Source organism: uncultured Negativibacillus sp. (assembly GCF_944388365.1).
Taxonomy (GTDB): Bacteria; Bacillota; Clostridia; order Oscillospirales; family Ruminococcaceae; genus Negativibacillus.
On record NZ_CALXIN010000013.1, the window covers coordinates 1 to 22,696 of the forward strand.

Here is a 22,696-nt window from a genome sequence, read left to right on the forward strand (position 1 = left end):
TCCTTAGCTCAGTCGGTAGAGCATGCGGCTGTTAACCGCAGGGTCGTCTGTTCGAGCCAGACAGGGGGAGCCAAAAAGCCTTCATCCAAATGGATGAAGGCTTTTTTCATATCTTGTTACGGGAGGAAAGCTCAGGATGGCGAAAAAAGTCTTAATCGGAACAACTAATCCGTCTAAAATGCGGCGTTTTCGGGATTTGCTGAAAGAATATTCCGTTGAGTTTTATACTCTGCAGGATCTTGGTATTATAGATGAACCGGAAGAAACCGGTACGACACCGGAGGAAAATGCAATTTTAAAGGCAAAATTTTATGGCAAATATTTTGATCGGGTGATTTGCAATGATTCGGGACTTTATTTTGATGAGCTGCCACTAAACGATCCTCGACAGCCTGGACTGCATGTCCGTACACCCCAGGGAACTCGTCTGGATGACGAACAGATGATTTCTTATTACGCTTCTCTTGTCCATGAACTGGGTGGAAGGGTATTGGCTTATTATCTGGATGGAATTGCAGTTTATTGCGGCGGAAAAATTACCTCTATGATGGAAAATAGTGACGCAACAAGAGCCAGTGCATTTTATATGGTGGATTCTCCTTCTCCAAATCGTCACCCGGGATGGCCATTGGATTCCATTTCCCTCAATCGCCGTACGATGACCTATTTCGTGGAGCAAAAAGAGAATGAAACGAATACAACGCAGGAACAAATTATCCTCGGAGAATATCGCAAACGCCTGATTGCTTTTCTGGCAAAGGCTTTGGATTTGGAAAAATAGTTAGATAAAAATAATCCCACCGGCAAAAAGACGGTGGGATTATTTTTATCTGGCTTATTCAAATTCGTAATAGTCTTTTTTCTCGAAGACATGGAAGGAAATCTGTACCAGAGGATAGCCTTTGTCTAAAAACGGCTTGGACAGTGCTTGCGCAAGCGCATCCTGGACCTCCTGTGGACGGCTGTACCACCAGATTTGCAGGATTGGATATTGTTCTGTGGGTCCGTCTTTGACAAAAAACAGGGAAGGGCACAGCTCCAGTGTGACCCAATCCTCAGGACACTCAACCAGACGGGAAACAGTTTCGATGATCTGTGGTGCAAGCTGCTGTAATTTGTCCTCACGGACACCTTTGACGATGATTTGTGGCATAAAAAGCTCCTTTCAAAATCAAATAGCGTTAAATGGCTTGAATATTGCTGTGATGACAGGTGAAAAAGCGGACATCCTGAATCTGCTCGGATAAAATTTGACGCAGCGGTTCAATCACAATGTCCTCGGTGTCAAAATGGCCGGCGTCTAATAAGGTGATTCCAGCTTCTGCCGCCTGCAAGAACTCATGATGCTTAACCTCCGAGGTCAGCAGGGCATCGGCTCCCTGTGCGATCGCTGTATCCAGACAATCAGCGCCGGAACCGGAACAGAGCGCTACCGTTTGAATCGGTCTGCCTCCGTCTACAAATTTGACACTGACGGCATTCAGAGCGGCTTTCACCGTCTTTGCAAAGGAAACCGCATCTGTCGGTGCAGATAACTTTCCGATGCGTCCCAGCCATGCTTCCTGGGCTGGATCAACCATTTCCAATCCTCGGCAATCTTGCAGACCGATCGCAGCGGCAAGTACATCGTTGACACCGCCGGCAGCGATGTCCAGATTGGTATGTGCGCTGATAACGGCAATATCATGGCGCACCAGCTGGTATACGAGGTCATTTTCGGTGACATGTTTCAGTGGATGAAAGATGATGGGGTGATGGGTAATAATCAGCTGTGCGCCGCACTGGACGGCCTGTGCGATGACCTGGGAGGTGCAGTCGAGCGCTAACAGTGCACACTCGACGGTGCGATGGCTGTCGCCGACCAGAATGCCGGTGTTGTCAAAATCCATGCTCAGTGAAAATGGTGCCAGCTGGTTGATGACAGAATAAATTTCTGCGACGGTGGACATGAGATTTTCTCCTCCTTATGTTGAAGATGATGGTGTGGAAAGCTCGGCAATCTGCTGTGAAATATCCAGCAGTTCCTGCGCTTCCTCCGGTTTTCCACGGTGGAAAAGTCCGTCGGCAGTTTCTTTTAAAAAACCGGCGGTCCGCTGTAGTTTTTCACAAGCTTCCGGTGTGTGGCAGTGGATAAGTAATCCGCAGTAGCTCTCCAAGGGAGAAAGCTGATGAATTACGCCGGCGTATTCCGCCACCATGACGGTGTAGACATACCGACCGGAGCGAACCGCTTCCTCTCTGAGCAGAGCAAAGCCGTTTTCTGCCAGAAAACGGCGCAGAATAAATTCGCGGGATTGCGGCTGTAAGATTAGACGGATGGAAGGATTTTTGAGAAACGGCGCCTTTTGCAGAATCCCTGCGATGACCTCACCACCCATTCCGGCGATGGTGATGTCGGTCAATCCATACTGTTCCAGCCCCTGTAATCCATCGGTCAATACGGTTTGAATTTGGGATGACAATCCTGCCTGTTCGATGTTGCGCTGTGCGGACTGAAGCGGGCCGGCGCTGATGTCGCAGGCATAGCCACGGACAGCGCCGCGGCGGATCAATTCGATGGCAAGATAGCCGTGGTCACAGCCGATGTCGGCGAAGATAGCATCGGGACGCACAAAAGAAGCTGTTTTTTCCAGACGTGGGTCCAGTTTTGCTGTGCGCTTCTGGCTCAGAAAAATTCCTCCTGTCACTTTTATTTGGGATCAATTACAGAGTAATTTCCAGTCCGACCGGACAGTGATCGCTTCCGAAAATATCGGTGTAGATCATCGTGTCGGTGACCTTTTCCATCAGACGGTTGGACACCAGAAAATAGTCGATGCGCCACCCTGCATTCTTTTCGCGGGCTTTGAAGCGATAGCTCCACCACGAGTAGATGTCGGTTGCATCAGGATTTTTGGCGCGGAAGGTGTCGGTAAATCCGCTTGCCAGCAGTTCGGTCATCTTCTGACGCTCCTCGTTGGTAAATCCGGCATTTTTGCGGTTGGTTTTGGGGTTTTTCAGGTCGATTTCCTGATGTGCGACGTTCATATCTCCGCAGATAATCACCGGCTTTTTCTGATCCAGCGCACAGACATACGCGCGGAAGTCGTCCTCCCACTTCATGCGGTAGTCCAAGCGGGCAAGCTCGTTCTGGGAGTTTGGAGTGTAGACGGTAACCAGATAAAAGTTTTCATATTCCAGGGTGATCACACGGCCCTCGTGGTCGTGCTCGTCGATGCCCAGACCATAGGAAACGGTCAGCGGCTCCTTTTTTGTAAAGACAGCAACGCCGGAATATCCTTTTTTCTCGGCGCTGTTCCAGTATTGCAGATAGCCTTCGGTGGGAATGTGCGCCTGATCAGGCTGCATTTTTGTTTCGCCCAGGCAGAAAATGTCGGCGTCCTGTGCAGCAAAAAAGTCAAAAAATCCTTTTCCCACACAGGCGCGCAGTCCGTTGACGTTCCAGGAAATCAGTTTCATCGTAGAGTCTCCTTTCGGCGGCGGATGCCATTGAAATCTAAAAGTTCTTGTTTTGTTTGCAATTTGAAGGAAGAAGATGGCTTACCACGATCGTTTCAACATCAGAGCGGTTATTTGTCTTCTCCAAAGCGGGCAGCAAACAACCGTCTCAGCAGCCAGCAGCTCAAGCAGAGGGTCAGCAGCTCGGACAGCGGCACAGTGGCCCAGATGCCTCCCAATCCGAAGAAACTGCTTAAACATAACAGCACCGGCACCAGAAACAGCAGACCACGTCCCAGCGAAATCAGTGTTGCCTCGCGGGAAGCCTCCAGTGACTGATGGAAGGTGGCACTGATGATGTTGAGACCCATCGGCAGGTAGGCAATAAAGTAGATACGGATGGCGTAATTTGCCACTGCAATGACGTCGGGAGTCGGCTCGGTAAAGATGGCGACCAGTGTCTGCGGGAAAAATTCACCGATTAAAACGAAGGCCAGCGAGGACAGCAGCACCGTCCATACGCCCAGCCGGAAAAACTGCCGTACACGCGAGTAGTTGCCGGCACCGGCATTGATACTGCACAGCGGCTGCAAAGTGGCACTGGCGCCGTTGTATACCGCCAAAAACAGGTAAGCGACATTGGAGATGATGCTGTAACAGGTAACTGCGGCGACGCCGCCTTTGCGCATTAGGAAGATGTTGAACAGCAGGATAATCAAACCGGAGGAACACTCGGCAATCAGGCTGGAGATTCCGTTTTGCATGATGCGCTTTAAGCGGGAAAACAGATGCAGCTGGTCAAAGCGAAATTTGAGCTGACAATCCGGCTTTAAAAAATGGGTCAGCATAATCAGAATGCTGATAAATCCCGAAAAGGCGGTGGCGCCTGCGGCGCCTGCCATTCCCCAGTCAAACAGAAAGATGCAGACATAATCCAGAATGATATTTAAAATACAGCTGACGATACCTGCCACCATGACGCGCTGAGGATCGCGGTCGTTGCGCACAAAGACGCCCAGAAAGTTGTTGACAACAAAGAGGATGGCACCGCCGTTTAAAATGCGCAGATAATCTCCGACAAGCTCGATGATGCTGTCATCTGCGCCGCCCAGATAGGCGATTGGCCGCCAGAATACTCCGCCCAGAATACCCAGAATCAGGGAAACGGTGCAGGTAAACACGACGGCAGCGGTGAAGTAGCGGTTGGCTTCCTCGTGGTCGCCCTGACCACGGCAGATGGAAAGGGCGGTTGCACCGCCCATGCCCATCATCTGAGCAAAACCGATCTCCAGCGAGTAACAGGGCAGCGTGATGTTCAGCGCTGCCAATCCCTGGCTGCCGACACCTCTTCCGATGAAGATGGTGTCGAACAGGACGTAGACTGCCAGCATCAGGGAGGAGATCAGGTTGCTTTTAAAATATTGGAAAAACAGTCCTTTGACCGGCTGAGTCAGCAGGACAGCAGAAGAAGGCTGATTTGGTTCGCTCATTATTTCTGCTCCTGATACAGGGTGTCAGGATGCTGGTAGAGAATCACCGTCTCGGAAATCCGTTTCTGAATCCGCTGACGCAAAGCCTCTATCTCCGCAGGCTCTTTTCCCGAACGCTCCAATACAAAATCCAGATGTGCCTGTGAAAAGGCCTGTACATCCAGTCCAACAGGAGCAAAGGTCAGCCGCTCATTGCCTGCCTGGTTGCTGGTGTGGTATCCCTGTATCTGACTGCATTGCAGGAAGAACAGGTCTTTAGCATAATAGGCGGTCAGCCATTCTGGGTCGACCGGCTGGCCGTTGTAGTTATAATTTTTGCTGTAAACGATTTTTTGACGGTTGCTCAGGAGGGTGCGCATTTCCATCAGGTTTAAGATGGTCCCTTGCTCATCGGTGACATATCCGCCATAGGTTGGGTCGACCATGATCCACTTGCCCAAATCTTCTGCATATGCCTCGCAGACAACATGGTTGTCCGAATCATAAGGGGACATCGGCATCATTGTCATTGCTCTTGCACGCAGTCCCAGTCCCAGCAGACACTCAGTCAGAGAGATCGACAGGGAAAGACAGTTGATACCGTTTTCGATACCCTGGTCAAAGGAAAATTCCAGCAGCTTTTCTGCACAGGGTTCAATGTGGTTGTCGTAGTTTCCGTTGTGGAAACAGTGCTGGGTCATCCATTCCACCATGCGGATGATCTTCTGGGAGTCGGGACCGTCGCCGGCGACGTCGGTCAGATGGTATTGCAAAACCACCTTGTTAAGCTGTGAATCAAAATGATATTCGATCTGCTTTGGTTGATTGTCTGTTCTAAATACCGATGCCGACTTCAGGATACCGGCATAGACGTTGTTGTAAATATGATAGTCCATCAAAATCTCCTTTCCCGCAAAACATGATAAAAATACCGTGATGGGATACAAGGAGATTATACTACAAAACAGCAGGCTTGTCACAGGGAATAGGAAAGTTGATTGAAAAAGGAAATATCTTGCGGAAGGTTGACTTTCCGCACAGATAGATTATCATAAAATCAACGGGAAGTTACACAACAGGAGGACGCAGGATGAAAAAAGAGCTTCCAAATAAAAAAAGAGAATGGGTGCGGCTGATTTTGTCAGCCCTAGTGTTGTTTGCCATGGTTCCCATCACCATTTTAGCGATTCCAAAAGTGATGGCATTGACACAGCCACACACCAGAGAACTGCTGCAGCGCCAGCTGGAGTCGCTGGGAATCGGCGGCTGGGTCGCATTTCTGGGCATTCAGGTGATACAGGTGGTCGTGGCGATGATTCCTGGCGAGCCAATCGAAATTTTGGCGGGAATATTGTACGGGCCGTTGTGGGGAACGCTCACCTGTATGCTGGGTATTTTCATCGGTTCGATCATCGTTTATCTGTTGGTGCGAAAGCTGGGCATGCCCATCGTCTCCATCTTTATTGATCCCGAAAAATTTCAGAATCTGCGCATCTTACAGGATGAGCGGCGCTTTGAGCGGATTGCCTTTCTGTTGTTTTTCATCCCTGGAACGCCAAAGGACCTTCTGACCTGGGCGGCAGGATTGATTCACATTCGACCGCTGCGCTTTTTCATCCTCTCCACCATTGCCCGACTTCCTTCCATTCTGACCTCGACGCTGGCAGGCACGACGCTGCTTTCCGGCGATTTCAGCACGACGGTGCTGATTTTTGTGGTCACAGGCTGTATCAGCATGGTAGGACTGTGGGCTCACAAGAAGCTCAGCTAAAAAGAGACATAGAAAAAAGCCTGTTTTTTTAAAAACAGGCTTTTTTCTAAAGTTAAGGTTTGTATGAGAGTTTGAAGATGGCTTTTCTTGGTCATCAACGTTGTCCGGACGTCGATGAAATTGGTTGGTAGAAAAAGGAGGTTTTCTAACGCACCATAAGTCACAAGTTATCTTGGTTATGATTATAGTACATAAATTACCAAATGTCCAATCGTAGTTTTGTATCATAATTTGTAAAAGGATTGATTTTTCCTATTCTTTCACCTTCAAACCCTCCAGATAACTGCCGATGGATTCTCCTGCCAGCTGTGCGGTATACAAAATTTCTTCCAGTGTGTTTCCGTGGGAACCAAGTTCGATCAGAAGGGAACCGGTGGTGAGGTCCTGATTGTATTTGCGGTAGCAGAAATAGACCGGTCGGGTCAGTCCAGACCACTGGCTTTCGATGGCGTCCTGCATTCCCGCTGCAAAGCGAAAATTTTTGCTCCAGTTGGGCATTCCCATGGTGCCATCGTCACATCCGGCAATGATCATCAGCTGAGCGGCTTTCTTGCCGTCGATCTGCGTGATCGGTTTGACCAGTGTGGTGTCACGCTGGACAGCGTCTCGGTGGACATCCAAAACCACTTTAATACTGGGGTATTGCTCCAGATAGCTTTTGATTGTTTCTGCGCTTCGCTCATAGGAGCCGTTGTAGGAGGGATAGTCATGCTGGGTTTCATCGTGTAAAACCTCGATGCCATGGGCACGGATGGCTTCGGCAATGACCTCGCCGGCAGCGACGATGTTCTGCGTGTTGTCGGTGGTTCGCCAGGTGTGGCGGGTGTCGTAGAGGTCGGTGTCGTATGGCTCAAAACTTTCGGTTGCATGGGTGTGCATGATGAGCACCTGCGGACCGTCGTCGGTGATTTGAACAGGGTTGTCTGTATTCAGCAGCGCCATTGCCTCCTCGTCGGAGACGGAGGTGCTGTTTTTGATCAGTCCACTTCCAAAGCTCAGATAGTCGCTGTTGCCTCTGCCGGACATGTCTTCCTCGATGATATCGCCCTGATACTCCTCAGGGATGGAATAATCTTCGGGAGGCTGGCTGCCTTCGGCTGTGACTTGCGGCTTTTCCTCGGGAATATCCGGTGCTTCCTCTGTCTCTGTCGATGGCGCAGCGTCATTGGTAGAGGGAGCCGCTGGGGCTTGTTCTGTTTGATTGGGGTCTTCCATCTCGTCGGAAAATCGTTCCTCCAGACGATCCAGCGCACGGTCAGGAACGGTGTAGAGGGCAGAAAAGACAGCTGCATCAGCTGAGAGATGATCGAGTGCAGGGAGCAGCTGGTGGGATAGTACCGCAGTGGAAATCACTCCGGGAACCGCGGCTGCAGCCAGCAATCCCCAGAGTGCATATTTTCGTACCGTGGATTTTTTTCTGTTTCTTCGATATTGTCGTCCCATCCTTCTGATAATGCTCACCGGCGAGCATCTCTCCTTTCCACCAAAGCTGATCCTGTAATTTCAGGATATGAGGCAGAGGAGGAAAATAGAAGGTTCTATGCGCACAGAAAGGAGATTTCCTCCAGACTCAGTTCGGGATAGAGCGACTTGTTGACGGCAAGCGAGATAAATTTGGCGGCATGTCCAATCATGCGGTCGACTTCACGCGGAGTGACGACGGTGCCTGCCGCTTCAGGAGAAATCTGGCTGCGCGGCAGATCGGAAAAGGTAGCGGTGAGGGTGGCGCCATCGATGACGGTGGGCACGCCGATCGAAATGACAGGGATGCCCAGCGTGCGCTCGCTCAGCTCCCGACGGGCATTTTGAACCCCTGCTCCAGGGGCAATACCGCTGTCGGCAATCTGGATGGTGCGGCCCAGACGGTTATAATCCTGTGCTGCCAGCGCATCAATGGCAAGCACTGCCGCAGGTTGGATGAAGTTGACCAGCGCGGCGATGACCTCGCTGGTTTCGATGCCGGTTTGTCCCATCACACCAGGAGCGATGGCGGCAGTTTTCCGCAGTCCGTCCAAGCCGGCCTTCTGTGCAAGCTCACCGGTGAGATGGCGGGTGGCAAGGGTGCGCTGGATTACCTGCGGACCCAGTGCATCGGGAGTGATGCCGTTGTTTCCCAGTCCCACCACCAGAATACTTCCATGGGAAGGAAGCAGTGAGCGGATCGTTTCAGCGGCAGCCTGTATCTCGTCCTGTGGGTCCAACAGGCTGTTCCACAGCGGTGGAGTCTGGATAGTGATGTATTTTCCGCGCGGTTTTCCCATCTGCTTTGCCATGGATGGCGTCTCAATGGTGACACAGGTGATCTCCACCATGCCGTGACGACGGGTGTGTACCGACAATCCTTCGGGAAGTTTTTTGTCCTGCAACAAAGGCGCAGCCAGCTCCAAAGCAAGGTCGGAACGGACAAAAAGATGATTTTGAGATGACATAGTAAAAGGCTCCTTTCAGAATCAACTGCTGTAAAAAGGATGGGAGCATTTTACCAGAAATATACAAAGGGATAAAAGAAGGGAAAAATGCTGGAAGAGTAACCGAATCTGAGCGGAATAAATGGCTTAAAATTAGGGATTGTGACAAAGTACATTAAAAACAGTTGATTTTTATAAAAAATGATGATAAAATTGAGTGTACTGTCAAGATGGAATAGGAGGTGTTTAGAATGGCTAACATTAAATCTGCTAAGAAGAGAATCCTCGTTCAGGCAAAACGTGCTGCTCGCAACAAGGCTTGCAAAACTAACCTGAAGACCGTTCTCAAACAGGCTAACGCTGCTATCGCAGAAAACGCAGAGAACAAAGACGCTCTGGTAAAAGCTGCTGTTAAAAAGATCGACCAGGCTTGTGCAAAGGGCATCATCCACAAAAACTGCGCTGCCAGAAAGAAATCGACTCTTGCTGCTCTCGCAAAATAGTTTTGCAGGGATCTTGCAATAGGATTCACTTTGAAGCAAAATAAAATTATCCGGATAATTTTATTGGAAAATCCACAGACCCTGGGGTCTGTGGATTTTGTTTTTTACAGGGAGGACTGGACCATGGCACATACCGAGAAAAAACTGGATTCCCAAACACTGTTTCAGGGCAGGATTATCGAAGTACACAAGGACAGTGTAGAGCTGGAAAACGGCAAAAAAACGACCCGTGAACTTGTCATCCACCATGGAGGCGTGTGCATTGTCGCATTGGATGACGAGGATCGTCTGCTGCTGGTCAAGCAGTTCCGTTATCCTTATCAGAAGGAGATTATCGAGCTGCCGGCAGGCAAGATCGAGTTGGGAGAGGACCCGCGCGTCTGCGGTATCCGCGAGTTGGAGGAGGAGTGCGGCTGTTTAGCCGACCGCTTCGAAAAGCTGACCCAGCTGTATCCAACACCGGCCTACTGCACCGAGATCATCCATATTTACTACGCCGAAGGTCTGCACCAGACTCAGCAGCATCTGGACCCGGGTGAGTTTTTAACTGTGCTGCGCGTACCTTTTGAGCAGGCGGTTCAGATGGTCTTAAACGGAGAGATCGAGGATGCAAAAACACAGATCGGTATTCTCCAGCTGGCAGTTCGCAGAGCAGGTCAGAAAGCTTGTAAATAAAGTGTAAATGATAGGGCCTTTGTTTGAGCAGATCAAAGCCACTATGCTATAATGAAAAAAATAGAACAGAGCTGCCTTTCCTAAGGGAAAGGCAGCTCTGTGTTTGCGTCAGATTTGGAGAAAGAAGGTTTGTTTGGATGGAAGAGAAGGAAAATAAGGAAAATAAGCTGGGAACACAGCCGGTGGGAAAGCTGCTGGTACAGATGTCCCTGCCTGCAATCACCGCGCAGGTAATCAATGCATTGTACAACATCGTTGACCGCATCTATATCGGCCATTTGCCGGAGGTAGGCTCGCTGGCACTGGCATCGCTGGGTGTTGCGTTCCCTCTGATTATGATTATCTCCGCCTTTGCGGCACTGATTGGTATGGGCGGTGCGCCGCGTGCCGCCATTGCGTTGGGTGCAGGTAAAAAAGAAGAAGCAGAAAAAATTCTGGGTAACTGCTTTTCTGCACTGGTCATTCTGTCGGTAGTGCTGACAGTTCTGTTTTTGATGACCAGTGAAACGCTGCTGACCTGGTTTGGTGCGACCGAAAACTCGCTGCCAATGGCAAATTCCTATTTCACAATATATGTCATGGGCACCATCTCGGTGCAGATGGCGCTGGGACTGAATTCCTTTATCAGCTCACAGGGATTTTCTGCCATGAGCATGATGACGGTGGTCATCGGCGCGATCTGCAACATCGTTCTCGATCCAATTCTGATTTATGGATTTGATATGGGAGTACAGGGTGCTGCGATTGCAACCGTCTTTTCGCAGACTGTTTCTGCGGTCTGGGTTGTCGCCTTTCTGCTGGGCAAAAAAACAATTCTCCGCATCAAACGCCAGTATCTGAAGATCAATGCAGCAGTATTGCTGCCGACGTTGGCGCTGGGCATTTCTCCGTTTATCATGCAGTCGACCGAAAGCCTGGTGCAGCTGACCTTCAACACCCAGATCAAACGCTACGGCGGCGATCAGGTCGATTTGCTGATTTCCGCCATGAGCATTTTGCTCTCCTGTATCCAGTTTTTTGTCCTGCCGCTCAATGGTCTGACACAGGGAGCACAGCCGATTGTCAGCTATAACTATGGAGCAGGCAAAATTGACCGCGTCAAAAAAGCATTCTGGCTGCTGATTAAGAGCGGAATGGTGTATACCATTGCGGTTTGGGCTGCGGTACAGCTGTTCCCGAGCATTTTTGTCAAGATGTTCTCCTCCGATCCGGCACTGCTGGAGATTGCGCCTGGATACCTGCGCATCTTTATGTCCGGTATGCTTTTGCTGGGAGCCCAGTTTAGCTGTCAGCAGACCTTTGTGGCACTGGGACAGGCTAAAATTTCGACCTTCCTTGCGCTGCTGCGAAAGGTTATCCTTTTGATTCCGCTGGCACTGGTGCTGCCGATGCTGATGGGATTCCAGGGCATCTTCCTGGCAGAGCCGATCGCCGACGTTGTAGCGGCACTGTGTACAACCACGGTATTTTTGCTGATGACACGCAGACTGTTTTCGGGAGAAACAGACAGACTGTAAAACCAAAAAGATCCGCTGTACAAACTTGTACAGCGGATCTTTTTATCCTTTTTCGGCGGATTTGCAGAACAATCCTGCCAGCAGTGCCGCCACAATCGCGACGGTAATACCGGCGGCGGTGGCGCCTAACCCACCGGTAAAAGCGCCGAATAGGCCATCCTCCTTGACAGCTTCGGCGACACCCTTGGCAAGGGTTGCACCAAAGCCGGTCAACGGAACGGTTGCACCGGCACCGGCAAAGTCGATGAGCGGCTGATATAATCCCAACCCGCCCAGAATGACACCCAGCACGACAAAAGAAACCAGAATACGTGCAGGCGTCAGCTTGGTATAATCAATCAAAACTTGTCCGACGGCACAGATGAGTCCGCCGACAAGAAATGCTTTTAAGAGCATCCACAGGTCCATTATGCTTGCTCCTCCTTTGTGTGTGGGAATGCGGAGATATGCAGCAGGTGAGCAATGCCAGGGATGCTTTCTCCCTGCTGGGTGCTGGTCGGGCTCATCAGCGCACCGGTTGCCAGAAACAGAACGTCTTTCAGCCGCTGACAGGCAATCTGCGGGAGAATGAACGAACACAGCACCGAAGCGGCACAGCCGCAGCCGGAACCTCCGGCGTGAACATCCTGCTTGAGCCGGTCAAAGATCATCAGTCCGCAGTCGTTGTGGAGGTTTGCCATAGGATAGCCTTCGGACTGCATCAGACGCTCCAGCAGACGGCTGCCGACAAAGCCCAGGTCTCCGGTCAGAATCAGATCGTAGTCCTCGGGACGGGTAGCGGTGTCCTGAAAATACTGGCAGAGGGTGCGTGCAGCAGCCGGTGCCATGGCAGCGCCCATGTTGTTGATGTCGGTGATGCCAAGGTCCTCCACCGTTCCCACCGTCACTGCCCGCAGATACGGCGCCTGTGCTTTTGGTGCGACAACACAGGCGCCTGCGCCAGTCACCGTCCATTGGGAGGTTGGAGTGCGCTGGCCGCCGTACTCCAGCGGAAAGCGGAACTGCCGTTCTGCCGAACAAAAGTGGGAGGAGGTGACCGCCAGACAGCGGTTTGCCAGCTTTGCATCGACAAACATGCTCGCCAGACACAGACTTTCCGACATGGTGGAGCAGGCTCCATACAGCCCGAAGAAAGGGATCTTTCGTTCGCGGGAGGCATAGGCCGAGCTGATACACTGGTTGAGCAGATCTCCGGCAAACAGAAAGTCGATTTCATTATCGCTGACACCACATTTTTCCAGCGCCAGCTCTACTACCTTCTTCTGCATGAAGGTTTCCGATTTTTCCCAGGTTTTTTCGCCAAAGGAGGAATCCTCCGATGTAAAGTCAAAGTATCCTCCCAGCGGACCCTCCTTCTCCTTTTTGGCTCCGACAGCGGCATAGCCGATGATCGAAGGGGAGGAGGTGAGCAGCAGCGTCTGGGAACCAATTTTTTTAGCCATCTTTCTTCACCTGCCTATTGTATAAAATATAGGATGATGCCATAGATCACCGAAGCGCTGACACCGTAGACGATGACCGGTCCTGCGATGGAAAACATCTTGGCGCCCAGTCCCAGAATATAGCCCTCGGTCTTAAACTCCATCGCGGCGCTGACCATCGAGTTGGCAAATCCAGTGATCGGGACCAGCGTTCCTGCTCCTGCGTGCTTGGCGATGTTGTCATAGACGTTCAGTCCGGTCAGTACGGCGGACAATACGACCAGGCTCAAGGAAGCGAATATAGCTGCATTTTCTCCGGCGCCAAGGCGCTCATAAAGCGAAAGCAGCAGCTGACCAATGGTACAGACAACTCCTCCCGACAAAAAAGCTTTGAAAATATTCACAGGCCCTTTGGAGCGAGGAGATTCCTCCTGTGTCCATTGGGCATACTCCTGTTTTGTCATGTCAATTTCTCCTTTCCAGTCGGTACAAATGTGCGAAAAATCATTGTATCTTTTGTTTGGTTCGTGTATAGTTATAGTATGTGCCCGACCAATCACTTTAGCCGACGGAAATATATGGAAGCGTTTTCGAGGCGGCCGGCATTTTGATTTTGTGTAATAACAATGACAGGAGGAATACCAATGGTTGATTTTCTGCGTCGCAGCTGGGCTGTCATCGACCTGGACTGCATTGATTATAACATTCGTTCCATCAAGGAAAAATTAAAACCAGGCTGTATGATTATGGGCGTGGTCAAAGCGGATGCCTATGGACACGGGGACAAGTATATTGCGGATGAGCTGGTGCGCTTAGGCGTCAACTGGTTTGCGGTATCCAACCTCACCGAAGCAATGTCGCTGCGCACCCAGGGAATCTATCATCCCATCCTGATTTTGGGAACAACGCCACCAAACAAAGCAAAACAGCTTTGTGAGTACAATATTACCCAGGCAGTATTTTCTTTGGAGTATGCAAAAAAATTGCAGCAGCAGGCACAGAGAGCCGGTGTAACGGTTGCTTGTCACATCAAGGTGGACACCGGCATGGGCAGAATCGGTTTTGAGGCGGATCAGGACATGGACCAGGCGGTCGAGGAGATCGAACAGGTCTGCCACTTTGAAAATCTGCGCTGCGATGGTATCTTCACCCATTTCTCCAGCTCGGATGAGTACAATGACGATTCGATCGACTATACCCGCCGCCAGTACGAATGTTTTATGGAAACCTGTGACCGTCTCCAGCGCAAGGGAATTCACTTTATGCTCCGTCATTGCTGCAACAGCGGCGGCATCGTCAACTATCCGGAATATCATCTGGACATGGTGCGCGCCGGCATCCTGATTTATGGCCTGACGCCAGACAAAGCCTGCCAGGGAAAAATTGACCTGAAGCCGGCGATGCAGCTGCACTCGGTAATTTCGATGCTCAAGGATGTCAAGGCAGGAGCAAAGCTCAGCTATGGCCGAACCTTTACCGCTGACCACGATATGCGCATCGCTACCGTTCCGATCGGTTATGCCGACGGCTATCACCGCAGCCTTTCCAACCGCGGAAGGATGCTGGTCAACGGTCATTTTGCCAATATTGTTGGTCGTATCTGCATGGATCAGCTGATGCTGGATGTCACCGGCATCCCAGACCTGAGCGACGGACTGCAGATCACCATTGTAGGCGAAGAAAACGGTCAGCGCATCACCATGGAGGAGATTGCAGAGATGACCGACACTGTCCACTACGAGATTATGTGCGTCATTGGAAAGCGTGTACCGCGTGTTTACCGGCGCGGCGGCAAGGACATCGGCGTTGTGGATTATGTCCGCCACATGGTCGAATAATTGCAAATCAATATAAAAAAGAAAAAACAAGACCCTCTGACAGAGACAGAGGGTCTTGTTTTGGAAGGAGGAGAGAAATGGAAAAGTATTGGCTGACGGCAGTAATTATTTTGCTTTTGGTGATTGCTTTTTATGCAGTTTCCAGAAAATTTCGGCGAGCAAATCCCTGGGGAAAGACGCCGTATGAACGACAGGAATATTTTCTCAGTCCGGCAGAAAAACAATTTTACGATGTTCTGCTGGAGCTGGTGGGAGAAGAAATCACCATCTGTCCGAAACCTTCGGTGCGGGAGGTGCTGCGGGTGCGTGACGATGTCAAAAGGGACAGGCTCAAATATTTTAACTGGATTTCTCAGAAGCACGTCGATTTTGTGCTGTGTGATCGGGAAACGATGCAGATTCTCTGCGCCGTCGAACTGGATGACCGCACGCATGAACGTTCCGATCGCCGCCAGCGGGATGCATTTTTGGACAAGGCCTTTGCCAAAGCAGGACTACCACTGTTTCATATTCCATGCAAGCAGAATTACGGAGCAGAAGAACTCAATCCCCTCTATCGTTTTCTCTGTCAGGATTTGCTGGAATTAAGCGAGGAAGAGGAGGATGCTCCGCGCTGTCCTGATTGTGGTGTGCCGATGGTTGTGCGAACTGTTTCCCAAGGCCCGAGAAAAGGACAGCAGTTTTATGGATGTCCCAACTTTCCGCGCTGCCGCCGGACAAGGCCGTTGCAGTAAATGAGAGCAAAAAAACAGACTGCCCGTTTCGGACAGTCTGCAGAAGAAGAGAAATGGTTAATAAATAACCGTTAGAAGATGTCAGAATTAGAAATTTACTTCCTCATCGTAGAAGCAGCATTTCAGCAGTTTTTCCATCTCTGCTGGAGTGATGGAACGTGGGTTGGAACCGGTGCAAGCATCGCCGACAGCCAGCTCAGCAACCTGAGGCAGTTTTTCGAGGAATTCTTTTTCGTCGATGATGCCGCCTTCATAGTCACGGATGCAGGTTGGGATGTCCAGCTGTTTGTTCATCTCTTTGATGTGAGCGATCAGAGCATCGGTGGTTGGCTCCAGACCCAGGAAAGCAGCGATTTCGCCGTAACGTTTGTCAGCTTCTGGGTTCTTGCTGTTGTATTTGATAACCTTTGGCAGGTACATTGCGTTTGCACAGCCGTGAACGATGTGACCACCGCTGTAAGCAGCACCGGTCTTGTGAGCCATCGAATGAACGATACCCAGCAGAGCATTGGAGAATGCCATACCAGCCAGACACTGTGCATTGTGCATGCTTGCACGTGCCTTCATGTCGCCGTTGTAGCTTGCTACCAGGTCGCGGCTGATCATCTTGATGGCATGCAGTGCCAGAGGATCGGTGTAATCACAGTGCAGAGTGGATACATAAGCCTCGATTGCATGGGTCATTGCATCCATACCGGTGTGAGCAGTCAGTTTCTTTGGCATGGTTTCTGCCAGAGCAGGATCGACGATAGCGACATCTGGTGTGATGTTGAAGTCAGCCAGAGGATATTTAACGCCCTTCTTGTAGTCGGTGATGACCGAGAAAGCGGTTACTTCGGTAGCGGTACCGGAGGTAGAAGGAATTGCACAGAATTTTGCTTTGGTGCGCAGTTTCGGGAAATTAAATGGGATGCACAGCTGCTCAAAGGTGGTGTCAGGATATTCATAGAATGCCCACATTGCTTTTGCAGCATCGATTGGAGAGCCGCCGCCGATGGATACGATCCAGTCTGGCTCAAATTCTCTCATCATAGCAGCGCCCTTCATGACGGTGTCAACCGATGGGTCCGGTTCAACGCCTTCAAACAGAGCAACTTCCATACCAGCTTCTTTCAGGTAATCACAAACTTTATCCAGGAAGCCAAAGCGTTTCATACTTCCGCCGCCGACAACAACAACAGCGCGTTTGCCTTCGAGCGTCTTCAGAGCTTCCAGTGCGTTTTCTCCATGATACAGATCTCTTGGTAATGTAAATCTCGCCATGATGATTCCTCCCGATATTCTTTTATATTTTCATGTCACTGTCAATGCGGTTGCTTTTTTACAACCTCTGGTATCATTATATACTTATTTTTTTGGTTGTCAATAGTTTAACGATCTTTTTTCGATGATTTTATAAAATCGTAATAAAGCCCAAAAATAAGCCAAAATTTTATCCGTATAGTCAATAAAAGCAGCGATAGAAATCGCAAATAATTGTCCACAGGGAGAAAAGATTTTTTCAATAATACAAAATTATTCGAAGGAGGAGAACCGATGGAATATACGCTGGTGCGCACCAAAAGAAAGACGCTAGCATTGCAGATTATGCCCGACGGAGAGGTCGTCGTACGGGCGCCGCTCCGGCTTTCAAAACAGCAGATTGACCGGATGGTCGCAGAGAAAGAGGCGTGGATTTTTGCTCATCAACAGAAGGTGCTGCAGCAAAAACAGGCAAAGGAGCAATTTTCTCTGGCCGATGGAAGGTTTCCTCTGATGGGTCAGCTGTTTCCCGTCGAATATATGGAAGAGGGAAAGGCGCACTATGCAGACGGCGTGTTTTATCTGTGTAAGGGCACGGAGGAGCAGCTTCGAGAGCAGGCCCAGCAGCTCTATCGAACGATTGCCCGCGAGGAGCTGTCGCGGCGTGTAGCATTTTACGCACAGAAGATGGGTGTTATTCCCACAGCCTTGCGCATCAACGGTGCCAAAGGACGCTGGGGCTCCTGTTCTGGAAAAAACAGCCTGAATTTCAGCTGGCGGCTGATGCTGGCGGATGAACATAGCATCAATTATGTAGTGGTACATGAACTGTGCCACATCCTGCACCATGACCACAGTGCTGCCTTTTGGAAAGAAGTGGAACGTTTTTTCCCTGACTGGAAGGAGTGCCGCAAACAACTGGGCAAGGTATCTCGGAGCGATTATTTCCCAGAATAAAAAAGCCGGAGAAGAAAGCTTCGCTTTCTTCTCCGGCTTTGATGCGTGAAAGGGGATTAGCCCATGATGCTGGAAATGCCTTCTACGATGTCGCCAACTGCCTGAACAGCTTTTCCTGCTTTTTTCTTGAGCTGTTTTGCAGTATTTTTCTTTTTGCCGGTCATCATATAAGCGGCAGTACCAACTGCAGCAGTGACTGCTGCACCGGTTAAAATGGTCGGAAGATTCATTGGCATAAGTCTCACTCCTGTCTAAAATTTGCTTCTGCTTTGACAGAAGCATCGGTTTTAGTATGCCGCATCGCCGAAAAGATACACGATGAAGATTTTGGATTGCAGAGCAAATGTTGAGAAGAAACCTTTCCTTTCCGCTTGAGGAATAAGATGGTCATTATTTTCGAAAAGTTTGCATTTTTACAGTAGTAATTATGGTATACTGAAAAGCAAAAGGAGGGAATCCATTGAAAAGATTTTTTCATACGGGAAAAACAAGCGGTGCGCGATTTTTAGCACTGCTGATGACAGGAGTACTGTTGGTGACTTCCCTGACAGGTTGTGCAGCATCCGATTATACGCCTACAGAGCTTAGCTTTTCTGAGGTGGAATATCAGCGGCCGGACGGAGAAGCGGTGGTGGAGCTGATCGAAAAGGCACAACAGCAGGCGCAGGAAGATCTTCTGCCGGTGGGAATGATCTGGACGCTGGGAAAAATCGGGAAGGCGACCGAGGAATTTTATAGTATGATGACCATTGCTCAGATCCGCAATTACAGCAATGTCAGCGACGAGTATTACAGCGAGGAGATGGACTATCTCAATACCTGGGATGCCCGCATCCAGAACAGTTACAGCGAGATGTTTGAAGCGATCCAAAATTCCCGCTTTGGCTCGATGAGCGAAGAAATTTTCGGAGAAAGCAGTGTGGAGGATATGGAGATGAGCTCGCAGGCAAGCTCTGCCGATATTCTCTCTCTCCAGGAGGAGGAAAAGAAGCTGATCTCCCAGTATTACAGCGAATATGCACAGGCGACGGTGACCACACCGGAAGGGGAACAGCTCTATTCCTCGCTGGAACCGGAGGGTCAGGACGCCTATTATGACCAGTTTATCGAGAAGTATAATCAGCAGTTAGGAGAACTGTATGTAAAGATGGTGGACCTGCGCCGGCAGATGGCACAGCAGTTGGGATATGACAGCTATACCGAGATTGCCGACAAGGATTTGGTGCGCACCAGCTATACCCGAGAGCAGATTCAGTCGTTCCGTGAGGCGCTCAAACAGACACTGGTGCCGGTGTATCGCTCCTATATGGAGGACTTTTATGCCAGAGCGGAGGACCCGAATACCAAGGGATATGTCTATCTGTTGGGAGAACCTTCTCCGCTGCCGCAGGGAAGCTGGCAGGATACGCTGGACAGCTTTTCCCAGGTTTATCAGCAGATGTCCGATGAGACAGGGGAATGTTATGATTACCTGCTTTCCCACGAATTTATCGACGCGGCTCCTTCTCAGACAAAGGCCAATGTCACCTTCAGCACATTGATTTATTCGCTCAATACGCCGTTTTTGTTTGCCAATATGGATGGCAGCGAACAGGATGTGTTCAGCATCTCCCATGAGTTTGGCCATTGCTTTGCCATGTGGCAGCAGCTGAAAAACGGTTCTACCAGCGAAGGACGCAGCCTGGATATCTGTGAGATTCACTCCCAGGCGATGCAGATTTTGACGCTGCCATATTATGAGGTGTTCTATGGTGAGGATGCAGCGATTGCACAAAAATATGATGTTTATACCATGGTGGCAGGTATCCTCAGTGCTGCCATGAGCGACGAGTTTCAGGAAACGATCTATAACAGTGAGGATATGACACTGGAGGAGATTAACGAATTGTATCTGGAGCTGTCCAAGGAATACGGGCTGGTGGTAGATACCTATTATTTTGATTCGGATCTGTACTCCAAGAGTTGGTTTTCCACCAATCAGTACTTCGATACTCCGTTTTATGCGATTGATTATGCGCTGTCCGGCTGTGTCGCAATGGAATTTTTGCAGCTGGGACAACAGGATTATCAGGCTGCACTGGATACCTACCTGACACTGGTGGAACAAAGTCCGGACCAGGATTTCCTGACAGTTCTGGAAAATACGGGACTGCAGTCTCCGTTTGAGCAACAGGAATTGGAAATGGTTGCACAGCAGCTGCAGGAATTTTTGGCGGGAAGCGATGGATTTGCCTCCCTTCCACAGGCGGCGTAGCGGCAAAGGAGGAAAACGGGAATGGTTATTTTCATCGGCGGAGCCAGCCATACAGGCAAAACGCGGTTGGCACAGCGGCTGTTGGAGCGTTATGGCTATCCTTATCTGTCGATCGACCATCTGAAAATGGGACTGATCCGCAGCGGATATACCACCCTGACGCCACAGGACGACGACAAGCTCACCGATTATCTGTGGCCGATCGTTCGAGAGATGGTCAAGACTGCGATTGAAAACCATCAAAACCTCATCGTGGAGGGAGCATACATCCCCTTTGACTGGCGAAAAGATTTTTCTGAGGAGTATCTTTGCCAGATACGCGATTGCTTTCTGGTGATGAGCCGCGCCTATCTGGAACAGCACGCCGACCTTCTCCGGCAGTATGCCAACATCGTTGAGCAGCGGCTGGAGGATGAGCTGGATGTTTCGCAGCTGATACAGGAAAATGAGCAGAACCTGGCAGCCTGCCGGCAGTATGGATGCCATTATCTTTTAATTGATGGGGAGTACTTGGTGGATATGACGCTGTAAAAAGCAGAGGAGGAAGGATAAGATGGAATTGCAAAAACAGGCGCTCGACCGGCAGCTGATCGGCTTACTCAAACAGGGAGTCTGTGTGGCATTTTCTGCGGGAGTGGACAGCACCGTGCTGCTCCATGCCTGCTGTGAGGCGGCAAAAACGGCGGAGCTGCCATTGGAGAAGATTGCGGCAGTCACCTTTGCAACGGTGCTGCACCCACAGGCAGACCTGATGGAAGCAAAGAAAATCACCGCACAGCTGGGCATCCGGCACGAGGTGCTGAAGATTGACGAGCTGTCCTGTCCCGAGGTGGTACAAAATGGGGTGGATCGCTGCTATCACTGCAAAAAGAAGCTGTTTTCCAAGGCGATTGACTTTGCGAAGCAAAACGGGTACAATGCGGTGATTGATGGAACGAATGCGGATGATCTCAAGGCCTACCGTCCAGGAATTCGAGCAATCCGAGAGCTGGGAGTAATCAGCCCGTTGGCAGAACATGGTTTTACCAAAGCGCAGGTGCGTCAGCTGGCGGCACAGATGGGACTCAGCTGCGCCACCAAACCAGCGACGCCCTGTCTGGCGACCCGCCTGCCGTATGGGACTCCTTTACAGACCGAGGTACTCGGGCGCATCGAACAGGGAGAGGAAATTCTGCATCGTGCAGGATTTGCCGCCTGCCGTCTGCGGGTACATGGTGACCTTGCCCGCATCGAGATCGAACCACAGGATTTTGCAGCGCTTCTCAGCCGCCACGAGGAGATTTCCCAGGCAATTCTTGAATTAGGATTTTCTTTCGTGACACTCGATCTTCAGGGCCTGCGCAGCGGGTGCTATGATCGGGTGGAGAAGCTGATATAAGACAGAACAGGGGAGCGAAAATCATGGGAATTCACATTATTTATGGAAGTCACTACGGAACAACCGAACGCTATGCGAAGGAGCTTTCCCGAAGAATTGGAGGCGCGGCGGTGGATTACCGCGACATGAGAAAGATTTCCTCCCAGGATACCGTTGTTTATTTCGGAGGACTGTATGCAGGCGGTCTGGTCGGTTTGAAAAAGAACCTGCCGGAGTTAAAAACAGCAGCAAAGCTGATTGTTGTGACGGTAGGACTTGCCGACCCGAACCAACAGGAAAATGTACAGCATATTCGCACATCGGTAACAAAACAGCTTGGAGAGGAGCTGTCTGCCAAAACAACCTTTGTTCACCTGCGCGGTGGAATTGATTATGAAAGGCTCAATATCCTTCATCGTACCATGATGCGGATGCTGTATAGCCAGCTCAGAAAAAAGCCATCCGAACAGCTGGGAAGCGAAGAGAGAGAGCTGATCGCAACTTATGGAAAAAAGGTTGATTTTACCGATTTGAGCAGCGTCGAGAAGATAGAAGCGCTGTTACAATAAAACGACAGAGGGAGTGTTTTAGATGAGAACATGGGAAGAATGTGCACAGTTTCATGGACACAAATGTCCTGGACTTGCCATCGGCTACCGAGCAGCAGTGCTGGCGATGGAATATCTGGGGCTGTCCGATGGAGCACAGGATGAAGAACTGGTCTGCATCAGCGAGAACAGAGCCTGCGGTGTGGACGGCATCCAGGTGGTGACCGGCTGTACCGCCGGAAAAGGAAACCTGATTTTCCATATGACCGGAAAGGATGCTTTTTCCTTTTATTGCAGAAAGAGCGGCAAATCGGTTCGGTTTGTTTTTCTGGGATGCAAGGGTTCACAGGGAAGAGAAGAAACCATGCAGTATATCTTGACCGGTCCGGCGGACGAGCTGTTTGCTTACAAGGAGGCAACTCTGCCGCTGCCTGAAGAAGCCCATATTTTCCGCGATGTCACCTGTGCCAAATGCGGCGAAACCATTCCGGAGCCGTTGGCACGGCTGGAGAATGGGCAGATCCTGTGTCTGGACTGCTGCACCACCTTCCACGATTTTTAAAA

At 50.3% G+C, this 22,696-nt stretch carries 26 protein-coding genes and 1 tRNA gene; 14 read left to right on the forward strand and 13 right to left on the reverse strand.

Annotation, left to right across the window (positions count from 1 at the left end; all coding sequences use genetic code 11):
• Nucleotides 1–73, forward strand: a tRNA-Asn gene (locus Q0L39_RS03490).
• A gap of 63 nt (nucleotides 74–136) precedes the next feature.
• Nucleotides 137–781 carry a non-canonical purine NTP pyrophosphatase gene (locus tag Q0L39_RS03495; RefSeq protein ID WP_296626949.1) on the forward strand — a complete coding sequence of 215 codons (645 nt, stop codon included), beginning with the start codon at nucleotides 137–139 and terminating at the stop codon, nucleotides 779–781.
• Nucleotides 782–835: 54 nt separating this feature from the next.
• Here Q0L39_RS03495 and Q0L39_RS03500 read toward each other — a convergent pair whose 3' ends face one another.
• The 6 genes from Q0L39_RS03500 to Q0L39_RS03525 form a co-directional block, all read right to left on the reverse strand.
• Complete coding sequence (locus tag Q0L39_RS03500; RefSeq protein WP_296626950.1) at nucleotides 836–1,153, reverse strand: DUF1904 family protein; 318 nt, start codon at nucleotides 1,151–1,153, stop codon at nucleotides 836–838.
• Nucleotides 1,154–1,181: 28 nt separating this feature from the next.
• Nucleotides 1,182–1,949 carry a Nif3-like dinuclear metal center hexameric protein gene (locus tag Q0L39_RS03505; protein WP_296626951.1) on the reverse strand — a complete coding sequence of 256 codons (768 nt, stop codon included), beginning with the start codon at nucleotides 1,947–1,949 and terminating at the stop codon, nucleotides 1,182–1,184.
• 15 nt (nucleotides 1,950–1,964) lie between these two features.
• Nucleotides 1,965–2,687, reverse strand: a complete 723-nt coding sequence (locus tag Q0L39_RS03510; protein WP_296626952.1) for a class I SAM-dependent methyltransferase — start codon at nucleotides 2,685–2,687, stop codon at nucleotides 1,965–1,967.
• A 16-nt stretch (nucleotides 2,688–2,703) separates the two neighbouring features.
• Entirely contained in the window at nucleotides 2,704–3,459 is a 756-nt protein-coding gene (locus tag Q0L39_RS03515; protein ID WP_296626953.1) for an exodeoxyribonuclease III, read from the reverse strand.
• A 110-nt stretch (nucleotides 3,460–3,569) separates the two neighbouring features.
• Nucleotides 3,570–4,928 (reverse strand): MATE family efflux transporter, encoded by a 1,359-nt coding sequence (locus Q0L39_RS03520; RefSeq protein ID WP_296626954.1) that lies wholly within the window; start codon nucleotides 4,926–4,928, stop codon nucleotides 3,570–3,572.
• Nucleotides 4,928–5,803 carry a hypothetical protein gene (locus Q0L39_RS03525; protein ID WP_296626955.1) on the reverse strand — a complete coding sequence of 292 codons (876 nt, stop codon included), beginning with the start codon at nucleotides 5,801–5,803 and terminating at the stop codon, nucleotides 4,928–4,930. The genes Q0L39_RS03520 and Q0L39_RS03525 overlap by 1 nt, the downstream gene beginning before the upstream one ends.
• Nucleotides 5,804–5,997: 194 nt before the next feature.
• Here Q0L39_RS03525 and Q0L39_RS03530 point away from each other — a divergent pair, with 194 nt between their 5' ends.
• A complete protein-coding gene (locus Q0L39_RS03530) occupies nucleotides 5,998–6,678 on the forward strand; it encodes a VTT domain-containing protein (RefSeq protein WP_296626956.1) in 681 nt (226 codons plus the stop codon).
• A 252-nt stretch (nucleotides 6,679–6,930) separates the two neighbouring features.
• Here Q0L39_RS03530 and spoIIP read toward each other — a convergent pair whose 3' ends face one another.
• Together spoIIP and gpr are read right to left on the reverse strand one after the other, a co-directional pair.
• On the reverse strand, nucleotides 6,931–8,139 hold the full coding sequence (gene spoIIP / locus Q0L39_RS03535) for a stage II sporulation protein P (RefSeq protein ID WP_296626957.1): 1,209 nt from the start codon (nucleotides 8,137–8,139) through the stop codon (nucleotides 6,931–6,933).
• Nucleotides 8,140–8,216: 77 nt separating this feature from the next.
• Complete coding sequence (gene gpr / locus Q0L39_RS03540) at nucleotides 8,217–9,107, reverse strand: GPR endopeptidase (protein WP_296626958.1); 891 nt, start codon at nucleotides 9,105–9,107, stop codon at nucleotides 8,217–8,219.
• A gap of 230 nt (nucleotides 9,108–9,337) precedes the next feature.
• Between gpr and rpsT the strand changes: the two genes are divergently transcribed.
• The 3 genes from rpsT to Q0L39_RS03555 all read left to right on the forward strand — a co-directional run bounded on the left by rpsT (nucleotide 9,338) and on the right by Q0L39_RS03555 (nucleotide 11,781).
• Complete coding sequence (gene rpsT, locus Q0L39_RS03545; protein ID WP_296626959.1) at nucleotides 9,338–9,589, forward strand: 30S ribosomal protein S20; 252 nt, start codon at nucleotides 9,338–9,340, stop codon at nucleotides 9,587–9,589.
• 123 nt (nucleotides 9,590–9,712) lie between these two features.
• A complete protein-coding gene (locus Q0L39_RS03550) occupies nucleotides 9,713–10,264 on the forward strand; it encodes an NUDIX hydrolase (protein WP_296626960.1) in 552 nt (183 codons plus the stop codon).
• A 137-nt stretch (nucleotides 10,265–10,401) separates the two neighbouring features.
• Nucleotides 10,402–11,781, forward strand: a complete 1,380-nt coding sequence (locus Q0L39_RS03555) for an MATE family efflux transporter (protein ID WP_296626961.1) — start codon at nucleotides 10,402–10,404, stop codon at nucleotides 11,779–11,781.
• A gap of 42 nt (nucleotides 11,782–11,823) precedes the next feature.
• Here Q0L39_RS03555 and spoVAE read toward each other — a convergent pair whose 3' ends face one another.
• From spoVAE to spoVAC, 3 genes are read right to left on the reverse strand one after another with little or no spacing between them, the layout of a single operon-like run.
• On the reverse strand, nucleotides 11,824–12,189 hold the full coding sequence (gene spoVAE / locus Q0L39_RS03560) for a stage V sporulation protein AE (RefSeq protein ID WP_296626962.1): 366 nt from the start codon (nucleotides 12,187–12,189) through the stop codon (nucleotides 11,824–11,826).
• Nucleotides 12,189–13,223: a stage V sporulation protein AD gene (gene spoVAD, locus Q0L39_RS03565; protein ID WP_296626963.1), complete on the reverse strand. Its 1,035-nt coding sequence runs from the start codon at nucleotides 13,221–13,223 to the stop codon at nucleotides 12,189–12,191. Before spoVAD ends, spoVAE begins: the two co-directional genes overlap by 1 nt.
• Nucleotides 13,224–13,237: 14 nt before the next feature.
• Nucleotides 13,238–13,666 (reverse strand): stage V sporulation protein AC, encoded by a 429-nt coding sequence (spoVAC, locus tag Q0L39_RS03570; protein ID WP_296626964.1) that lies wholly within the window; start codon nucleotides 13,664–13,666, stop codon nucleotides 13,238–13,240.
• A 180-nt stretch (nucleotides 13,667–13,846) separates the two neighbouring features.
• Between spoVAC and alr the strand changes: the two genes are divergently transcribed.
• Complete coding sequence (gene alr, locus Q0L39_RS03575; protein WP_296626965.1) at nucleotides 13,847–15,040, forward strand: alanine racemase; 1,194 nt, start codon at nucleotides 13,847–13,849, stop codon at nucleotides 15,038–15,040.
• Between the two features lie 77 nt (nucleotides 15,041–15,117).
• Nucleotides 15,118–15,774, forward strand: coding sequence for a DUF2726 domain-containing protein (locus Q0L39_RS03580; protein ID WP_296626966.1), 657 nt, complete (start codon nucleotides 15,118–15,120; stop codon nucleotides 15,772–15,774).
• 87 nt (nucleotides 15,775–15,861) lie between these two features.
• Here the strand turns inward: Q0L39_RS03580 and Q0L39_RS03585 are convergent, their stop codons facing one another.
• Entirely contained in the window at nucleotides 15,862–17,037 is a 1,176-nt protein-coding gene (locus tag Q0L39_RS03585) for an iron-containing alcohol dehydrogenase (protein WP_296626967.1), read from the reverse strand.
• Nucleotides 17,038–17,310: 273 nt separating this feature from the next.
• Between Q0L39_RS03585 and Q0L39_RS03590 the strand changes: the two genes are divergently transcribed.
• A complete protein-coding gene (locus Q0L39_RS03590; RefSeq protein WP_296626968.1) occupies nucleotides 17,311–17,973 on the forward strand; it encodes a SprT family zinc-dependent metalloprotease in 663 nt (220 codons plus the stop codon).
• Between the two features lie 56 nt (nucleotides 17,974–18,029).
• Here the strand turns inward: Q0L39_RS03590 and Q0L39_RS03595 are convergent, their stop codons facing one another.
• Nucleotides 18,030–18,209 (reverse strand): hypothetical protein, encoded by a 180-nt coding sequence (locus tag Q0L39_RS03595; RefSeq protein ID WP_296626969.1) that lies wholly within the window; start codon nucleotides 18,207–18,209, stop codon nucleotides 18,030–18,032.
• Nucleotides 18,210–18,433: 224 nt separating this feature from the next.
• On the opposite strand from Q0L39_RS03595, the gene Q0L39_RS03600 reads away from it, so the two are divergent.
• From Q0L39_RS03600 to Q0L39_RS03620, 5 genes are read left to right on the forward strand one after another with little or no spacing between them, the layout of a single operon-like run.
• Complete coding sequence (locus tag Q0L39_RS03600; RefSeq protein ID WP_296626970.1) at nucleotides 18,434–20,227, forward strand: hypothetical protein; 1,794 nt, start codon at nucleotides 18,434–18,436, stop codon at nucleotides 20,225–20,227.
• Between the two features lie 21 nt (nucleotides 20,228–20,248).
• Nucleotides 20,249–20,758, forward strand: a complete 510-nt coding sequence (locus tag Q0L39_RS03605) for an AAA family ATPase (protein WP_296626971.1) — start codon at nucleotides 20,249–20,251, stop codon at nucleotides 20,756–20,758.
• Nucleotides 20,759–20,780: 22 nt separating this feature from the next.
• The gene (gene larE / locus Q0L39_RS03610; RefSeq protein WP_296626972.1) at nucleotides 20,781–21,605 is read left to right on the forward strand and encodes an ATP-dependent sacrificial sulfur transferase LarE; all 825 of its coding nucleotides are present in this window, start codon (nucleotides 20,781–20,783) and stop codon (nucleotides 21,603–21,605) included.
• Between the two features lie 23 nt (nucleotides 21,606–21,628).
• On the forward strand, nucleotides 21,629–22,153 hold the full coding sequence (locus Q0L39_RS03615) for a flavodoxin domain-containing protein (RefSeq protein ID WP_296626973.1): 525 nt from the start codon (nucleotides 21,629–21,631) through the stop codon (nucleotides 22,151–22,153).
• 22 nt (nucleotides 22,154–22,175) lie between these two features.
• Nucleotides 22,176–22,694 carry an FmdE family protein gene (locus tag Q0L39_RS03620; RefSeq protein WP_296626974.1) on the forward strand — a complete coding sequence of 173 codons (519 nt, stop codon included), beginning with the start codon at nucleotides 22,176–22,178 and terminating at the stop codon, nucleotides 22,692–22,694.
• The last annotated feature ends 2 nt before the right edge of the window (nucleotides 22,695–22,696 follow it).

What these genes read in the sequence shown, in the direction of transcription:
- Q0L39_RS03580 (WP_296626966.1), top strand. Translation starts at nt 15,118, where the DNA reads ATGGAAAAGTATTGGCTGACGGCAGTAATTATTTTGCTTTTGGTGATT.
- Q0L39_RS03525 (WP_296626955.1), bottom strand. Translation starts at nt 5,803, where the DNA reads ATGGACTATCATATTTACAACAACGTCTATGCCGGTATCCTGAAGTCG.
- larE (WP_296626972.1), top strand. Translation starts at nt 20,781, where the DNA reads ATGGAATTGCAAAAACAGGCGCTCGACCGGCAGCTGATCGGCTTACTC.
- Q0L39_RS03495 (WP_296626949.1), top strand. Translation starts at nt 137, where the DNA reads ATGGCGAAAAAAGTCTTAATCGGAACAACTAATCCGTCTAAAATGCGG.
- Q0L39_RS03595 (WP_296626969.1), bottom strand. Translation starts at nt 18,209, where the DNA reads ATGCCAATGAATCTTCCGACCATTTTAACCGGTGCAGCAGTCACTGCT.
- Q0L39_RS03590 (WP_296626968.1), top strand. Translation starts at nt 17,311, where the DNA reads ATGGAATATACGCTGGTGCGCACCAAAAGAAAGACGCTAGCATTGCAG.
- spoVAC (WP_296626964.1), bottom strand. Translation starts at nt 13,666, where the DNA reads ATGACAAAACAGGAGTATGCCCAATGGACACAGGAGGAATCTCCTCGC.
- Q0L39_RS03620 (WP_296626974.1), top strand. Translation starts at nt 22,176, where the DNA reads ATGAGAACATGGGAAGAATGTGCACAGTTTCATGGACACAAATGTCCT.
- Q0L39_RS03500 (WP_296626950.1), bottom strand. Translation starts at nt 1,153, where the DNA reads ATGCCACAAATCATCGTCAAAGGTGTCCGTGAGGACAAATTACAGCAG.
- Q0L39_RS03520 (WP_296626954.1), bottom strand. Translation starts at nt 4,928, where the DNA reads ATGAGCGAACCAAATCAGCCTTCTTCTGCTGTCCTGCTGACTCAGCCG.
- alr (WP_296626965.1), top strand. Translation starts at nt 13,847, where the DNA reads ATGGTTGATTTTCTGCGTCGCAGCTGGGCTGTCATCGACCTGGACTGC.
- Q0L39_RS03515 (WP_296626953.1), bottom strand. Translation starts at nt 3,459, where the DNA reads ATGAAACTGATTTCCTGGAACGTCAACGGACTGCGCGCCTGTGTGGGA.
- spoVAE (WP_296626962.1), bottom strand. Translation starts at nt 12,189, where the DNA reads ATGGACCTGTGGATGCTCTTAAAAGCATTTCTTGTCGGCGGACTCATC.
- rpsT (WP_296626959.1), top strand. Translation starts at nt 9,338, where the DNA reads ATGGCTAACATTAAATCTGCTAAGAAGAGAATCCTCGTTCAGGCAAAA.
- gpr (WP_296626958.1), bottom strand. Translation starts at nt 9,107, where the DNA reads ATGTCATCTCAAAATCATCTTTTTGTCCGTTCCGACCTTGCTTTGGAG.
- Q0L39_RS03505 (WP_296626951.1), bottom strand. Translation starts at nt 1,949, where the DNA reads ATGTCCACCGTCGCAGAAATTTATTCTGTCATCAACCAGCTGGCACCA.
- Q0L39_RS03550 (WP_296626960.1), top strand. Translation starts at nt 9,713, where the DNA reads ATGGCACATACCGAGAAAAAACTGGATTCCCAAACACTGTTTCAGGGC.
- Q0L39_RS03615 (WP_296626973.1), top strand. Translation starts at nt 21,629, where the DNA reads ATGGGAATTCACATTATTTATGGAAGTCACTACGGAACAACCGAACGC.
- Q0L39_RS03585 (WP_296626967.1), bottom strand. Translation starts at nt 17,037, where the DNA reads ATGGCGAGATTTACATTACCAAGAGATCTGTATCATGGAGAAAACGCA.
- Q0L39_RS03605 (WP_296626971.1), top strand. Translation starts at nt 20,249, where the DNA reads ATGGTTATTTTCATCGGCGGAGCCAGCCATACAGGCAAAACGCGGTTG.
- spoVAD (WP_296626963.1), bottom strand. Translation starts at nt 13,223, where the DNA reads ATGGCTAAAAAAATTGGTTCCCAGACGCTGCTGCTCACCTCCTCCCCT.
- Q0L39_RS03530 (WP_296626956.1), top strand. Translation starts at nt 5,998, where the DNA reads ATGAAAAAAGAGCTTCCAAATAAAAAAAGAGAATGGGTGCGGCTGATT.
- Q0L39_RS03555 (WP_296626961.1), top strand. Translation starts at nt 10,402, where the DNA reads ATGGAAGAGAAGGAAAATAAGGAAAATAAGCTGGGAACACAGCCGGTG.